At 66.7% G+C, this 14,405-nt stretch carries 14 protein-coding genes; 12 read left to right on the top strand and 2 right to left on the bottom strand.

The window, feature by feature from the left end; genetic code table 11:
- Positions 1-8 precede the first annotated feature (8 nt).
- Positions 9-299: a YerC/YecD family TrpR-related protein gene (locus WC597_RS13475; RefSeq protein WP_372693985.1), complete on the bottom strand. Its 291-nt coding sequence runs from the start codon at positions 297-299 to the stop codon at positions 9-11.
- A 150-nt stretch (positions 300-449) separates the two neighbouring features.
- Between WC597_RS13475 and WC597_RS13480 the strand changes: the two genes are divergently transcribed.
- The 12 genes from WC597_RS13480 to WC597_RS13535 all read left to right on the top strand — a co-directional run bounded on the left by WC597_RS13480 (position 450) and on the right by WC597_RS13535 (position 13,953).
- The gene (locus tag WC597_RS13480; RefSeq protein WP_372693987.1) at positions 450-1,658 is read left to right on the top strand and encodes an NAD(P)/FAD-dependent oxidoreductase; all 1,209 of its coding nucleotides are present in this window, start codon (positions 450-452) and stop codon (positions 1,656-1,658) included.
- A 267-nt stretch (positions 1,659-1,925) separates the two neighbouring features.
- Positions 1,926-3,347, top strand: coding sequence for a circularly permuted type 2 ATP-grasp protein (locus WC597_RS13485; protein WP_372693989.1), 1,422 nt, complete (start codon positions 1,926-1,928; stop codon positions 3,345-3,347).
- 170 nt (positions 3,348-3,517) lie between these two features.
- The gene (locus WC597_RS13490; RefSeq protein ID WP_372693991.1) at positions 3,518-4,456 is read left to right on the top strand and encodes an alpha-E domain-containing protein; all 939 of its coding nucleotides are present in this window, start codon (positions 3,518-3,520) and stop codon (positions 4,454-4,456) included.
- Between the two features lies 1 nt (position 4,457).
- Positions 4,458-5,297 (top strand): transglutaminase N-terminal domain-containing protein, encoded by an 840-nt coding sequence (locus tag WC597_RS13495; protein WP_372693993.1) that lies wholly within the window; start codon positions 4,458-4,460, stop codon positions 5,295-5,297.
- 64 nt (positions 5,298-5,361) lie between these two features.
- Complete coding sequence (locus WC597_RS13500; protein ID WP_372693995.1) at positions 5,362-6,147, top strand: peptidase; 786 nt, start codon at positions 5,362-5,364, stop codon at positions 6,145-6,147.
- 96 nt (positions 6,148-6,243) lie between these two features.
- A complete protein-coding gene (locus tag WC597_RS13505; RefSeq protein ID WP_372693997.1) occupies positions 6,244-8,634 on the top strand; it encodes a TonB-dependent receptor in 2,391 nt (796 codons plus the stop codon).
- A gap of 71 nt (positions 8,635-8,705) precedes the next feature.
- Positions 8,706-9,392 carry a Fe2+-dependent dioxygenase gene (locus WC597_RS13510; RefSeq protein ID WP_372693999.1) on the top strand — a complete coding sequence of 229 codons (687 nt, stop codon included), beginning with the start codon at positions 8,706-8,708 and terminating at the stop codon, positions 9,390-9,392.
- 67 nt (positions 9,393-9,459) lie between these two features.
- Positions 9,460-10,137: a PepSY-associated TM helix domain-containing protein gene (locus WC597_RS13515; protein WP_372694001.1), complete on the top strand. Its 678-nt coding sequence runs from the start codon at positions 9,460-9,462 to the stop codon at positions 10,135-10,137.
- 11 nt (positions 10,138-10,148) lie between these two features.
- Complete coding sequence (locus WC597_RS13520; RefSeq protein WP_372694003.1) at positions 10,149-10,661, top strand: DUF2271 domain-containing protein; 513 nt, start codon at positions 10,149-10,151, stop codon at positions 10,659-10,661.
- Between the two features lie 11 nt (positions 10,662-10,672).
- Complete coding sequence (locus tag WC597_RS13525) at positions 10,673-11,473, top strand: DUF4198 domain-containing protein (protein ID WP_372694005.1); 801 nt, start codon at positions 10,673-10,675, stop codon at positions 11,471-11,473.
- Between the two features lie 9 nt (positions 11,474-11,482).
- Entirely contained in the window at positions 11,483-12,592 is a 1,110-nt protein-coding gene (locus WC597_RS13530) for an FAD:protein FMN transferase (protein ID WP_372694007.1), read from the top strand.
- Positions 12,589-13,953: a sulfite reductase subunit alpha gene (locus WC597_RS13535; protein ID WP_372694009.1), complete on the top strand. Its 1,365-nt coding sequence runs from the start codon at positions 12,589-12,591 to the stop codon at positions 13,951-13,953. Before WC597_RS13530 ends, WC597_RS13535 begins: the two co-directional genes overlap by 4 nt.
- Here WC597_RS13535 and WC597_RS13540 read toward each other — a convergent pair.
- Positions 13,950-14,405, bottom strand: coding sequence for a hypothetical protein (locus WC597_RS13540; RefSeq protein ID WP_372694011.1), 456 nt, complete (start codon positions 14,403-14,405; stop codon positions 13,950-13,952). The two genes, WC597_RS13535 and WC597_RS13540, sit on opposite strands and share 4 nt — an antisense overlap.

Below are 14,405 nucleotides of genomic sequence, written 5' to 3' on the forward strand. Positions count from 1 at the left end.
TCGGATACTCAGTTCTTGTTCTTCAGGCGATCCAGGGCGAGGCGATAGCCCTGGTGCGGCATGTCTTTCAGATAACGGGCGACGCGGACGACGGTAGTGGGGCTGGCATGGGCCTCGGCCGCGATCTCACGATAGGATTTTCCGCCGGCGTCGAGCAGGCGCGCCACCTGCCAGCGCTCGGAGAACGCCCGCAGTTCCGCCGGCGTGCACAGATCGGCCAGAAAGGCGTCGATCTCGGTGCGCGTCTGCATCGACAGCAGGGCGTCATGAAGGGCGTCACGGGCGGGCGGGGTCGTCATGCGCGTTCCACTATGCTGTAACGGTGGAACGGTCAAGAGGGAGTACGTGAGTCGTGATTGGTGACTCGTGATTGGTGTGGGCTTCAGTCACGGCTCACGATTCACCAATCACGACTTACGCACACTCGTTCACCGCTCTACATCACCCCCATGACCAAGATCCTCATCATCGGCGCTGGACATGCGGGCGGCTCCGTCGCGGCTTTCCTGCGGCAGTACGGCCATGAGGGGCCGATCGTGCTGGCGGGCGAGGAGGATGCGCCGCCATATCAGCGGCCGCCTCTGTCCAAGGCCTGGCTGAAGGGCGAGGCGGATCTGGAGGCGCTGCTGCTGCGGCCGCTGCGCTTCTATGACGAGCAGAACATCGACTTCCGGCCCTCGACGGTCGCCGTGTCGGTGGACCCCGAAGCGAAGACGGTCGCCTTCCATGATGGATCGTCCGAGGCCTATGACGTTCTGGTGCTGGCGACCGGATCGACGGCGCGCAAACTGCCGGTGCCAGGCGGGGACCATCCCGACCTGCTGGAGCTGCGCACGCTGAAGGACGCCGAGCGGCTGAAGGCCGTGCTGGGGCCGGGCAAGCGGCTGGCGGTGGTCGGCGGCGGCTATGTCGGGCTGGAGGCGGCGGCCTCGGCCCGCGCCCTGGGCGCCGAGGCGGTGGTGATCGAGCGGGCGTCGCGCGTGCTGGCGCGGGTGGCGTCAGAGACCCTGTCGGCCTTCTTCACCGCCCAACACCGGGCGCATGGGGTCGAGATCCTGACCGAGGCCGAGGTGGTCGCCGTGGCCAATGACGGCGTGACCCTGGCGGATGGATCAGTTGTGCGAGCGGATGCGGTGTTGGTCGGGGTCGGGGCGCTGGCGTGCGACAGCCTGGCGCGGTCGGCGGGCCTGCGGTGCGACGACGGGGTGGTGGTGGACGAACAGGCGCGGACCAGCGATCCTGCCATCTACGCGGTCGGCGACATGACGCGGCGGCCTATCCCGGTTCACGGCGGGGTGCATCACCGGCTGGAGAGCGTGCCCAATGCGCTGGAACAGGCCAAACAGGCGGCGGCCGCCATCGTCGGGCGCGCCGGACCGACACCCGAAGTGCCGTGGTTCTGGTCGGATCAGTATGACTTCAAGCTGCAGATCGCCGGCCTGCCGTTCGACGCTGACCGTCAGGTGGTGCGCGGCGATCCGTCGGTAGGGGGATTTGCGGTGTTTCATTTGAACGGCGACCGTGTGGTCTGCGTCGAGGCGGTCAATGCGCCGCCGGAGTTCATGGCGGGCAGGCAGTTGATCGGGAAGGCGACGCCGGTGGACGTGGACAAGCTGGCCGATCCGGCGATTTCGATGAAGGCCGTGGCGGCCGGGTGACCCGAAACCTTTCCCTCCCCGCTTCGGGGAGGGTGGTCGCGTAGCGACCGGGTGGGGGCGGCCCGGTAGGGTCGCACTTACTTGATTCAAAGAAAGGTCTGTGAGGCGTCGCCTTGCCGCCCCCACCCGACCTCGCTCCGCTCGGCCACCCTCCCCCGCAGGGGGAGGGAGAGGTGCAGTGCCGCTCCTCGTCGCCGCAGTGCAACAAAACTGTTGCGCTTTTCGTTTGGGGACGTTCAAGCTGCGACTTCAACGCGGCGGGGGCGAATGACGAGAGCTTTCGACGAAATGAACGGCGGCGGATCGGGTGCGATCCGCGACAGCTACAAGACGCTGGCGGCGTGGCTGGAAAACGCGCCGGCCGATCTGCTGCAGGCGCGCTCGCGCCAGGCGGAGCTGTTCTTCCGCCGTATGGGCGTGACCTTCGCCGTCTATGGCGACGAGGAATCCAACGAGCGGCTGATCCCCTTCGACGTGGTGCCGCGCATCATCGGCGCCGACGAATGGAGCGGGCTGGAAAAGGGGTTGAAGCAGCGGGTCACCGCCATCAACGCCTTCCTGAAGGACATCTACGGCGCGCAGGAATGCATCAAGGCAGGCATCGTCCCGGCCGATCTGATCCTGACCAATCCGCATTATCGACCCGAGATGCAGGGCCGCCGTCCGCCGGGCGACGTCTGGTGCCATGTCTCGGGTGTCGATCTGGTCCGTACCGGCGAGGACGGCTTCTACGTGCTGGAAGACAACTGTCGCACGCCGTCGGGGGTCTCCTACATGCTGGAGAACCGCGAGATGATGATGCGGCTGTTCCCAGACCTGTTCGCGGAACATGCGGTTCGGCCGGTCGAAATCTACACCGACATGCTGCTGCGGTCTTTGCAGGCGTCCGCGCCGGCGGGCGCGGGGGCGGACCCGACCATCGTCGTGCTGACGCCCGGACCGTTCAACTCGGCCTATTACGAACACAGCTTCCTGGCCGACAAGCTGGGGGTGGAACTGGTCCAGGGCACCGACCTGTTCGTCAATGACGACACCGTCTTCATGCGCACGACCGAGGGGCCCAAACGGGTCGATGTCATCTATCGCCGCATCGACGACGACTTTATCGATCCGCTGACCTTCATGCCGAATTCGACGGTCGGGGTGCCTGGACTGATGTCGGCCTATTTCGCCGGGCGCGTCACCCTGGCCAATGCCATCGGGACGGGGGTGGCCGACGACAAGGCCGTCTATACCTATATGCCCGAGATCATCCGCTTCTTCACAGGCGAGGATGCGATCCTGCAGAACGTGCCGACCTGGCGATGTCGCGAAGCCGATGCCTTGAAAGAGGTGCTGGAAAAACTGCCGGAACTGGTCGTCAAGGAAGTGGGCGGATCGGGCGGTTACGGCATGCTGGTCGGTCCGACCTCGACCAAGGCCGAGATCGAAGCGTTTCGCGCCAAGCTGATCGCCGACCCGGACGACTTCATCGCCCAGCCGACGCTGAGCCTGTCGACGGCGCCGACCCTGAATGGAGGCGACCTGTCGCCCCGCCACGTCGATCTGCGGCCGTTCGTCCTGTCCAGCCCGGCCGGGGTGCGCGTCGCGCCCGGCGGTCTGACGCGGGTCGCGCTGAAAGAGGGGTCGCTGGTGGTGAACTCCAGCCAGGGCGGCGGAACCAAGGACACCTGGGTGCTGGATGTTTGAGGCGATCACACTGTCTCCTCCCCGCCATGCGGGGAGGGGGACCGCCGGCGCAGCCGGTGGTGGAGGGGCTCTGGACGCCGCACGGACGCCGGTGATGTGGCAAGAACCCCTCCGTCACGGCGCTGAAGGAGCGCCGCGCCACCTCCCCATGAATGGGGAGGAGACCTGAGATGCTTTCACGCACTGCAGACAGCCTCTACTGGACCGGCCGCTACATGGAGCGGGCGGACTTCCTCGCGCGCATTCTTGAGGCCGCCATTCGCCTGGCCGCCTTGCCGGCCAAGGACCAGGCCACGGTCACGGCTTGGGCCGGCGCCATCGCCTCGTCCGGGGTCAAGAGCGGGTTCGACGCCTCGGGCCGGACGATTTCGGAGAAGTCGGTCCGCGAATATCTCGCCTTCGGCTACGACAATTCGACCTCCATCAAGGCCTGCATCACCAAGGCGCGGACCAATGCGCGTTCGGTGCGCACCGCCCTGACTATCGAGCTGTGGGAGGCGATCAACGGCGCCTGGAACGGTCTGAACGAACTGGGCGAGCCGACCAAGCGCGACGATTTCACCAACTTTCTCGACTTCGTGAAGTCCACGTCGCTGGCGGTCGAGGGCGCCTCGTCGCGGACCATGTTGCGCAACGACGCCTACTGGTTCCTGCGGCTGGGCATGGCGATCGAGCGGGCCGACAACACCGCGCGCCTGCTGGACGTCAAATACCATCTGCTGCTGCCGCCCGGCGAACGGGTGGGGGGACAGCTGGACTATTTCCAGTGGACGACCCTGCTGCGCGAGGTCTCTGCCCTGACCGCCTACCGCTGGGTCTATCGCGAGAGCGTGCGGCCCTGGCTGGTCGCGGATCTGCTGGTGCTGAACCGCCAGATGCCGCGCTCGCTGGCGTCGTGCCAGGGGATGATCGTCAGCTATCTGGAGAAGCTGGCCACCGACTACGGCCGGCGCGGCCCGGCGCAGCGACTGGCCTCCAACCGTCTGACCCAGTTCAACGAGGCCAAGATCGAGGACATCTTCCAGTCCGGCCTGCACGAATACATCCAGGGCTTCCTGAACGAGAACAACGCCCTGGCTGCGGCCGTCCAAGAACAGTATCTGGTCTGACATGCGGATACGGATCGACCACTCCACCCGCTATGCCTACGCCCGCCCGGCGCGTTTCATCGTGCAGATGCTGCGGCTGACGCCCAAGTCGTGCGAGAGCCAGCAGGTGCGCGACTGGCGCATCGAGACGGATGTGGACGCCCGGCTGCGACGCAGCGAGGACGCCTTCGGCAACATCGTCCACAGCCTCTATACCGAGCGGCCGACCAACGCGCTGACCATCCGCGTCACCGGCGAAGTCTCCACCGTCAACACCGGCGGGATCGTGAAAGGACAGGCCGAGCGGCTGTCGCCCATCGTCTTCCTGCGCGAGACGCCGATGACCAAGGCGGACGCCGGCATCGCCGATTTCGCCCGGTCGATCGAGCCAGCGCCGACGCTGAACCGAATGCACCGGCTGATGGGCGCGCTGAAGGACGAGGTGGCGTTCGAGGTGGGCTCGACCTCGGCCACCCACACCGCTGCCGAGGCCTTCGCCCAGAAGCGCGGCGTCTGTCAGGATCACGCCCAGATCTTCATCGCGTCGGCGCGACGGATGGGCGTTCCCGCCCGCTATGTCTCGGGCCACCTCAGCCGTCAGGACGGCAAGCACGACCAGGACGCCGCCCATGCCTGGGCCGAGGCCTGGGTCGAGAACCTGGGCTGGGTCGGGTTCGATCCGGCCAACGGCATCAGCCCGACCGAACACTATGTTCGCGTCGCCGTCGGCCTCGACGCGCGCGGGGCCACGCCGATCCGGGGCACCAGCTATGGCGGTGGGCATGAGACCCTGACGGTCGCCCTGAATGTGCGGCCCGTGCAACAGACCCAACAACAACTGCAGTCGCGCGGATGGCCCTGATAGGCATGTCGCGCGAATCTGTTAGCGTCATCGGATTCGCAACGCGGGGAGCGGATAGAGCGAAGTGACCTATTGCGTAGGCATGCTGGTGGACGAAGGGTTGGCGATGATCGCCGACACGCGCACCAATGCGGGCGTGGACAATATCTCGTCCTACCGAAAGCTGCACATCTACAAGTCGCCGGGCGAGCGGATGCTGGCGGTGGCGACGGCGGGCAATCTGTCGGTGACCCAGACGGCGCTGGCCATGGCGTCGGCAGGCGTGAAACTGCCCGACTCCATCGATGTCGAGACGCTGGAGACCGCGCCAACCCTGTTTCGCGCCGCCCAGATCCTGGGCCATGCGATGGCCAGCGTGCGCGCCAGCATCAACACGCCGCCGACCCCGACAGCCGACGGGCTGAACGTCACGGCGTCGATGTTGCTGGGCGGTCAGATCTCGGGCGGCAAGATGGGGCTGTATCTGATCTATGGTCAGGGCAATTTCATCGAGTGCGGGCCGGACACCCCCTATCTTCAGATCGGCGAGCTGAAATACGGCAAGCCGATCCTGGATCGGGCGCTGCACAGTTCGACGACCTTGTCCGAGGCTGTGAAGCTGGGGCTGATCTCGTTCGATTCGACCATCCGTTCGAACATCGCGGTCGGGCCGCCGCTGGACCTGATCGTCATGCCGCGTGACCAGTTGAGCGGCACCGCACGGCGTATCGAAGCCGACGACCCCTATTTCCGCGACCTGGGGCGCCGCTGGTCGGAGGCTCTGGCCGCCGCCCACCGCGCCATGCCCGATCCGACTTGGCTGGATGTAGACAAGACGCCGGCCCAGAGGACGATGACCGTCGTCAGCTGATTAAGATTGCGATTTGTTCGCAATTTGGCTTGTGCGACATATTGAAGCTGGTTATTGCGACCGCATCGCAAAATCAGACCAAAAGGTCGCAAAATCATGTCCGACTCCCGCGCCGCCTCCCTCCGTGCGCTTCTGTTCGCCTCCAGCGCCGCCGGCATGCTGGTTTCCGCCCCGGCTCTGGCCGCTGATGTGATCGCCGAGGACGGCGTGGTCGTCACGGCGGACCAGCAGCAACCGGCTAACCTAGGCACGATCGACGTGAATGGTCAGGTCAAGAAGCCGGCACCGGTCAGCCCCGAGTTCGTAGCGCCCCTGGTCGATACGCCGCGCTCGGTCACCATCATCCCCCAGGCCATTATCGAACAGACCTCGGCCTCGTCGCTGCAGGATCTGTTGTCCAACTCGCCGGGCATCACCTTCGGCGCGGGCGAGGGCGGCCAGCCGCTGGCCGACCGTCCGTTCATCCGGGGCCAGTCGTCGGGCAACAACATCTTCGTGGACGGCATCCGCGACACCGGCGGCCAGCAGCGCGAAGTCTTCAACCTGGAGCAGGTCGAGGTCATCAAGGGACCGGACGCCGTCTATTCCGGGCGCGGCTCGGGCGGGGGCAGCATCAACCTGGGCTCCAAGTCGCCCAAGCTGAACGTCTTCAACAACATCTCGGCCGGCGTGGGCACGGACGGCTATCTGCGCGGCGCGATCGACAGCAACCTGCCGCTGGGCGAAACCGCCGCCCTGCGCATCAATCTGATGGGCGCCCAGGGCGACGTGCCGGGCCGCGACGCCGTCGACTATGACAAATGGGGCTTGGGCCTTAGCCTGGGCGCCGGCCTCGGCACGCCGTCGTCGATGGTCTTCAGCTATTACCACCTGACCAGCGACCAGATGCCCGACTACGGCATTCCGCTGTTTACGAAGCTGGTTCCGTCCGCGACCTCGACGGCGCCGGTTCGGCCGCGCACGGACAGCGGCGTTCTGGATGTGCCCTATGACAGCTTCTATGGCCTGAAGGCGCGCGACTATCTGACCAATGAGGTGGATACCTTCACCTTCCGGGCCGAGCATCGCCTCAACGACTTCGCCACCATCCGCAACGTCAGCCGCTTCTCGCGGACGCTGAACGACTATATCGTCACCAATCCCGGCGACGGCGGCTATGTCGGTCGGGCGGCGGATGGCGCCTACTGGATGAAGCGGGGCACCAAGACCCGCTGGAATCCGGTCACCACCCTGGCCAATGTGACGGATGTCTTCGGCCAGTTCGCCACCGGCTCGATCAAACACAGCTATGACGTCGGCGTCGAACTGTCGCGCGAGCGGAACCTCAATGCGGCCTATTCGACCTATACGACCTCGGGCTCGACCTGCCCGACGGGTCTGACGACAGTGAATGGTGCGCCTCCCACGGCGACGGGCGCGCTGGGCGCCGACGATTGCACCCCGGTGTTCAACCCCAACCCCGACGACGCCTGGACCGGCGTCATCAATCGCGGCCCGACCAGCTCCAACACGACCGAAGCCATCGGCGTCTATGCGAACGACAGCATCACCCTGACCGAGCGTCTGATACTGAACCTAGGCGTCCGCTGGGATCAGTATTCGGTCAAGGGCGTGAATGCGACGGCGACCCAGGCGGCTGGCGTCTGGACAACGACGGGATTCACCGCCGTGCCCGAACAGACCTGGGAGTTCACCAACTATCAGGTCGGACTGGTCTTCAAGCCGACGCAGAGCAGCAGCGTCTATGCGTCGTGGTCCACCTCCTCGACGCCGCCGACCATATCGGCAGGCGACCAGAACGCCTCGGGCGGCACGGGCACGGTCGATGGCGTCGCCAACGTCGTGCTGGACCCGGAAGACACCGAAAGCTTCGAGATCGGAGCCAAGGCCAACGTCTTCCACGACCGTCTGGCGCTGTCGGCGGCCGCTTTCCAACTGACGCGCAAGAACGCGCTGATCCTGGTTCAGCCCAACATCTTCCGTCAGGAGGGCGAGGTCGAGGTCAAGGGCTTCGAACTGGGTGTTTCGGGCAATATCACCCCGAAGTGGACCGTGTTCGGCGGCTACACCTACATGGACTCCGAACTGACCAAGGCGGCCAGGATGTTCACGGCGACGCTGCCGCCGGTGGAGATCGTCAATCCGCTGCAGGGCCTGCCGCTGGCCAATACGCCCAAGAACAACGCCAGCCTGTTCACCACCTACCGCGTCCTGCCAAAGCTGACGGTCGGCGGCGGCGTCTACTATACGTCCAAGTCTCTGGGCGGGAACCAGGGCGGCGCCGGCGGCGGGACCAACCGCGTCTATGCGCCGGAATGGACCCGCGTGGACGCCTTCGCCACCTATGACCTGACGGATCGCGCGACGCTTCAACTCAACGTCAAGAACCTCACGGACGAGGGATACATCATCCGCACCAACGGCATCCACTACGCCGGCGTGGCGGCAGGTCGGCAAGCCATCCTGGCCCTGAACCTGCGCTTCTAAAGGCCCTCCACCCGGCCTATCCTGACGGCCCCGCGATCCCCCGCGGGGCCGTTTTCTTTCCGCGAGGCATGATGCTGCTGCAGATCCCGGAAGTCTTCTCCAAGGCCGAGGTCGCGGCCCTGCGCGCGCGGCTGGACGCCGGCCCCTGGAGCGACGGCAACGTCACATCGGGCCATCAGTCGGCGACGGCGAAGAAGAACCTGCAACTGCCCGAGGATTCTGAGGTCGCGAAAGAGGTCTCGGCCCTGGTCGTCCAGGCCCTGAACGCCAATCCGATGTTTGTGGCCGCCGCCCTGCCGCACACGATCTTTCCGCCCCTGTTCAACCGCTACGAGGGCGGGGGCGAGTTCGGCCTGCACATCGACAACGCCATCCGTCAGGCGCGGGGAGGAGGCGCTTTACGCATCCGCAGCGACCTGTCGGCGACCCTGTTCATGTCCGAGCCCGAGGATTACGACGGCGGCGAACTGATCATCGAGGAGATGTACGGGTCGCAATCGATCAAACTGCCCGCCGGCGATCTGGTCCTGTATCCGTCCAAGAGCCTGCACAGCGTCACGCCGGTGACGCGCGGCGCGCGGGTGTCGTCCTTCATGTGGATGCAGAGCCTGGTGCGCGACGATGCGGATCGCGAGACGCTGTTCCGCCTCGACATCGCCACCCAGCGGGTCGCGGTGGACAAGGGTCCGAAGGATCAGGCGGTGATCGAACTGACCGGCGTCTATCACAATCTGCTGCGCCGCTGGGCCGAGGTCTGAAGGCACAGGGTGTCGCGGGGCTGCAAACGCTATTGCAACCCGTTCGCAACAATGGCACAGCGACCGCGTGACCGAACTCGCCACACAGCGTCAGGCCGAAACCGCAACCAAGGGGCCCAAACCCAAGGCGGCGCTGAACGGCGCGCGGTCGTTCTGGCTGAAACAGCTCCATAGCTGGCACTGGATTTCGGCGGCGGTCAGCCTGGTCGGCATGATCCTGTTCGCCGTCACCGGCATCACACTGAACCACGCGGCCTCGATCCCCGGAAACCCGGTCACGGTCGAACAGACCGCGACCCTGCCGGCGCCCCTGTTGCAGCGACTGGCGGGCTTCCCCGAAGAGACCACCGATCCCGTTCCCGACGCCGTCGCGCGCTGGGCGTCGCAGGCGCTGAAGGTCGAGATCGCCGGCAAGCCGACCGAGACCACGCCGGAAGAGGTCTATGTCGCCCTGGCCATGCCGGGCGGCGACGGATGGGTGACGATCGACCGTTCAAACGGCGAGACGCTGCACGAGAAGACCACCCGTGGCTGGATCGCCTACCTCAACGACCTGCACAAGGGCCGCAACGCCGGCTCGGTCTGGTTCTGGTTCATCGACGTCTTCGCCGTCGCCTGCACCCTCTTCGCCCTGACGGGACTGGGCCTGATGGTCCTGCACGCCAAGGGTCGGCCGTCGACCTGGCCGCTGGCGGCGCTGGGCCTGCTGATTCCCGTCGTCATCGCCCTGATCTTCATTCACTGACGAGTTTCCCGATGCGCCTCCTCCCCGTCGTCATCACCACAGTCGGTCTCGCCGCCGCCGCTGCGCCCGCCATGGCCGCCGACCTGACGGTGTCGGTCGAGATTCCGCGCCTGAACACCGCCTCCTATCACCGCCCCTATGTCGCCGTGTGGATCGAGAAGCCGGACCAGTCGGCCGAGCGGACCCTGGCCGTCTGGTATCAGCAGACCCGCAACAACGAGGGCGACGGCAAGGACTGGCTGAAGGACCTGCGCACCTGGTGGCGCAAGGGCGGCCGGGCCATGAGCCTGCCGGCCGACGGCGTGTCGGGCGCCACTCGTGCGCCGGGTCGCCAGACCGTGACCGTACCGGCCGCGCGTCTGGCTGGCCTGCAACCCGGCCAGTACAACATCGTCGTCGAGGCGGCCCGTGAACTGGGCGGTCGCGAGGTCGTGCGCGTGCCGTTCCGCTGGGGCGCCGCCAACACCGGCGCCGGAACCGGCTCCACCGAACTGGGCGCCGTGCGCGTCGCCGTCTCTCGCTAAGGAACAGACCCATGAAGAAGACGATCGCTCTCCTCACGCTGGCCGCCGCCTTGGCCGCCCCCATGGCCGCGCAGGCGCACCGCGCCTGGCTGGCGCCGACCGCCACGACCCTGTCGGGCTCGGACGCCTGGGTCGGTTTCGACGCCGGCATGTCGAACCAGGTGTTCAACCCCGATCACGCCGCCATGCGCCTGACGGGCCTGGCCATCACCGCGCCGGACGGTTCGGCGGTCCAGCCCGAACACGCCATGCAGGGCCAGTATCGCTCGACCTTCGACGCCCACCTGACGCAGAACGGCACCTACAAGATCGCCAACGTGATGGGCGGCGTCATGGCCAGCTACAAGCTGAACGGCGAGCAGAAGCGCTGGCGCGGCGCGGCGGCCGAATACCCGGCGGGCCTGCCCGAGGGCGCGACCGACGTGCAGGCGACCCGCACCGCCAGCCGCATCGAGACCTTCGTCACCCTGAACAACCCGACCGACACCGTCTTCAAGACGACCGGCGAAGGGCTTGAACTGGTTCCCGTGACCCACCCCAACGACCTGGTCGTCGGCGAGCCCGCCACCTTCAAGCTGCTGAACAACGGACAGCCGGCGTCGGGCCTGGAGGTCACCGTGGCGCGCGGCGCGATCCGCTATCGCGACAATCCCGAGGAATCGACCGTCACGACCGGCGCCGACGGCGCCTTCACCGTGACCTGGCCGGAAGCGGGCATGTACTGGCTGAACGCCTCGGTCCGCACCGAAGGTCATGGCGAAACGCTCGGTTCCAACGCCAGCTATGTGGCGGCGATGGAAGTCCTGCCCTAAGCGAAGGGCATGTCAGACACGCCTCCCTCGCGCGGTTCCCGCGCCGCCCCGCCCACGGTCAATCTCGGCGACGCCAGCCCGCTGGCCGACCGCGCCGACAACCGCGTGCTGGTGCCCGTTATCGAGGGGGCTCCCCCCCGTCCGCCCAGCGACCTGATCCGTTCGCTGGGCGGCCAGACCATGGGCACGACCTGGAGCGCGCGGGTCATCGCGCCGCCGGGCGTGGGCGAAGAGGCAGTCCGCACCGCCATCGAACAGGAGCTGGCGGCCGTCGTCGGTCTGTTCAGTCCGTGGGAGCCGTCCAGCGAGATCAGCCGGTTCAATAATGCGCCGGCCGGGTTCTGGGCGGTGTCGCCGCCGTTCTGGGATCTGCTGGATGCGGCGATGACCCTGGGCGACGAGACGAACGGGGCGGTCGATCCGACCTTGGGCGCCCTGGTCGATCTGTGGGGGTTCGGCCCGCCGGGACCACGCTCGGCCCTGCTGCCGGTGCCGTCGGACGACGAGATCGCGACGGCCATGACCGTCTCCGGCTGGCAGAAGCTGCGGCTGAATCCCGACGCGCGCGGCGTGATGCAGATGGGCGGGATGAAGCTGGACTTCTCGGGCATCGCCAAAGGCCACGCGGTGGACCGGGTGTCCGACCGGCTGATGGGGATGGGCGCGACCTCGCACCTGATCGAGGTCGGCGGCGAGCTGAAGGGGCGCGGCGTCAAGCCGGACGCACAGCCCTGGTGGGTCGAGATCGAACGGGTCGAGGGTTCACCTGCGCCCCACACCGTGGCGGCACTGTTCGACTTGGCCGTCGCCACCAGCGGCGATTATCGCCGGGCGTTCCGGCATGACGGCCGCCTGTATCCCCACACTATCGACGGTTCGACGGGCCGTCCTGTCAGCAACAATCTGAGTTCGGTCACCGTGCTGCACGCCTCGGCCATGATGGCGGACGCCTACGCCACGGCGCTGACGGTCATGGGGCCGTTCGAGGGGCCGGAGTATGCCGAGGCGCTGGGGCTGATCGCCCACTTCGTCGAACGCACCGAGCGCGGGCCGGTCGAGCGGATGACGCCGGCCTTCGCCGCCATGATGGACGACCCTGACGCGGATCAGCCGGGGTGACAGCCGATCCGCAGCGCTGGTTGTGGGCGGTCGGGGCGTTGGTGCTTTGGCTGGCCCTGATCGCCGTCGTCGTCTGGCGCGAACGCCGGGCTAGGGCGGCGGCGCGTGCGCGGTCCGATGCCTTGGCGGACGCAGGCGAGGGCCAGGCGGTGCTGATCGCCTTCGCCAGCCAGACGGGGTTCGCCGAGGAACTGGCCTGGATGACGGCGCGCGCCTTGAGCGACGGCGGCGTGGGCGCACGGGTGCTGTCCTTCGCCGATCTGGACGTCCAAACCCTGGAGGCCACGGAGCGGGCGCTGCTGATTGTCTCCACGACGGGCGAAGGCGATCCGCCCGACAGCGCCGCCCGGCTCGTGCGCAAGGCCATGGGCGAAGCAGTGGACCTTGCCGGTCTTCGCTTCGGCCTGCTGGCGCTGGGCGACCGCAGCTATGATCAGTTCTGCGGCTTCGGCCATGCGGTGGATGGCTGGCTGAGGCGTTCGGGCGCCGAACCCCTGTTCGACACGGTCGAGGTCGATAATGGCGAGGCCGGCGCCATCCGCCACTGGCAGCACCAGCTGAACCAGATTACCGGCAGCGTGACCGCCCCCGACTGGACCCCGCCGGCCTACGACCCCTGGCGGCTGGTCGAACGGACCCTGGTCAACCCCGGCAGCCCGGGCGGCGAAGCGTATCATCTGGCGTTCGAGGCCGTGGGCGCGTCGCTCGACTGGTCGGCCGGCGACATCGCCGAGGTTGGCCTGCCCGAGCGGGATGGCGTCACGCCGGGCTCGCGAGAATATTCCATCGCTTCCCTGCCGTCGGACGGTCGGGTCGAGTTCCTGATCCGCCTGATGCGCCATCCCGACGGTACACCGGGGCTGGCCTCGGGCTGGCTGACGCAGGACCTGGCGCCCGGCGGCGAGATCGGGATGCGGCTGCGCACGAACCGCAGCTTCCACGGCCCGGCGGACGAGACGCCGATGATCCTGATCGGCAACGGCACGGGCATCGCCGGGCTGAGGGCGCACCTGAAGGCGCGGACGGCGGCGGGCGGCGCCTGGTTGCTGTTCGGCGAACGGACGCAGGCGCACGACGCCTTCTTCGATACGGAGCTTCAGGCTTGGTTGGCTTCGGGCGTGCTGCGACGGCTGGACCGATGCTTCTCCCGCGATGCAAGCGACGGGCGCTATGTGCAGGATCTGGTCGCGTCGGCGTCTGACGAACTGCGCGATTGGGTCGATCGCGGAGCGGCGATCTATATCTGCGGCAGCCTGGAAGGGATGTCGCAGGGCGTGCATGCGGCGCTGGAAAATGCGCTGGGTGCGGACACTGTGCTGACGATGCTGGAAGACGGCCGCTATCGGCGCGACGTTTATTAGGCTTCGGCCGATTGGTTTCGATGGCTAGGTCGTGCTGCCGTCAGTGCAGCGATGCTGGCGAAGCTGAGGAAGAACGTGATCGCATATTCTGCATAGGTCGGTGCGATGTAGATGCGCCAGGCTTCGCTGCCGAACGCAGGCCATTGGTCTACGGATGCATGAATGAGGCTGTTATCGACAATGAGCCAGACGGCTGGAACGACGAACAGCATCGTCGCCAGGAGAACGGTGGCAGTCGCCGAAAGGCGTCGTCCAAACAGCCATGCCCCGACGACGACCAGCGTTCCGATGATCCAAGCCATAAGCATTTCCGGACGACCATAGATTGGCAACAGCCAAAATGATCGGATGAGCGGCAGGCTCGGCCATACTGCAAGCAGCGCTACATAAAGGATGGCTGCGCAGGCCATTCCGCAAACGCCGGTCAAGAATGTGGCGCGCTTTAACTTCAA

The organism is Brevundimonas sp., assembly GCF_041648115.1.
Classification (GTDB): Bacteria; Pseudomonadota; Alphaproteobacteria; order Caulobacterales; family Caulobacteraceae; genus Brevundimonas.

Coding starts and splice junctions, on each gene's coding strand:
- WC597_RS13475 (WP_372693985.1), bottom strand. CDS start 299: ATGACGACCCCGCCCGCCCGTGACGCCCTTCATGACGCCCTGCTGTCG.
- WC597_RS13480 (WP_372693987.1), top strand. CDS start 450: ATGACCAAGATCCTCATCATCGGCGCTGGACATGCGGGCGGCTCCGTC.
- WC597_RS13485 (WP_372693989.1), top strand. CDS start 1,926: ATGACGAGAGCTTTCGACGAAATGAACGGCGGCGGATCGGGTGCGATC.
- WC597_RS13490 (WP_372693991.1), top strand. CDS start 3,518: ATGCTTTCACGCACTGCAGACAGCCTCTACTGGACCGGCCGCTACATG.
- WC597_RS13495 (WP_372693993.1), top strand. CDS start 4,458: ATGCGGATACGGATCGACCACTCCACCCGCTATGCCTACGCCCGCCCG.
- WC597_RS13505 (WP_372693997.1), top strand. CDS start 6,244: ATGTCCGACTCCCGCGCCGCCTCCCTCCGTGCGCTTCTGTTCGCCTCC.
- WC597_RS13510 (WP_372693999.1), top strand. CDS start 8,706: ATGCTGCTGCAGATCCCGGAAGTCTTCTCCAAGGCCGAGGTCGCGGCC.
- WC597_RS13520 (WP_372694003.1), top strand. CDS start 10,149: ATGCGCCTCCTCCCCGTCGTCATCACCACAGTCGGTCTCGCCGCCGCC.
- WC597_RS13525 (WP_372694005.1), top strand. CDS start 10,673: ATGAAGAAGACGATCGCTCTCCTCACGCTGGCCGCCGCCTTGGCCGCC.
- WC597_RS13530 (WP_372694007.1), top strand. CDS start 11,483: ATGTCAGACACGCCTCCCTCGCGCGGTTCCCGCGCCGCCCCGCCCACG.